The sequence below is a fragment of the Tsukamurella pseudospumae genome, from assembly GCF_001575195.1.
Taxonomy (GTDB): domain Bacteria; phylum Actinomycetota; class Actinomycetes; order Mycobacteriales; family Mycobacteriaceae; genus Tsukamurella; species Tsukamurella pseudospumae.
Window position 1 is genome coordinate 1 of record NZ_LSRF01000052.1, and the last position, 295, is coordinate 295.

At 65.8% G+C, this 295-nt stretch carries 1 pseudogene; it reads left to right on the forward strand.

The features are described 5' to 3' along the window. Positions 1-295, forward strand: a pseudogene (locus AXK60_RS13830) (IS3 family transposase); the annotation flags it as partial.

Consider the following 295-nt stretch of genomic DNA (forward strand, 5'->3'; position numbering starts at 1 on the left):
GTCAGCCGTACTACCGGTGGCTCAAGGACGCGGTCACCGATGCGGATCGGGTCGCGGCGGAGCGCGCGAACGCCCTGTTCGATGCGCACCGTGATGATCCGGAGTTCGGCTACCGTTTCCTTGTCGACGAGGCCGAAGCTGCAGGTCAGCCCATGAGTGCACGCACGGCGTGGCGGATCTGCTGCGCCAACGGCTGGTGGTCGAGCTTCGGGAAGAAACGCGGTCGGAATGGGAAGAAGCCTGGCCCGCCGGTGCACGATGATCTGGTCGAACGCGACTTCACCGCTGAGTCCCC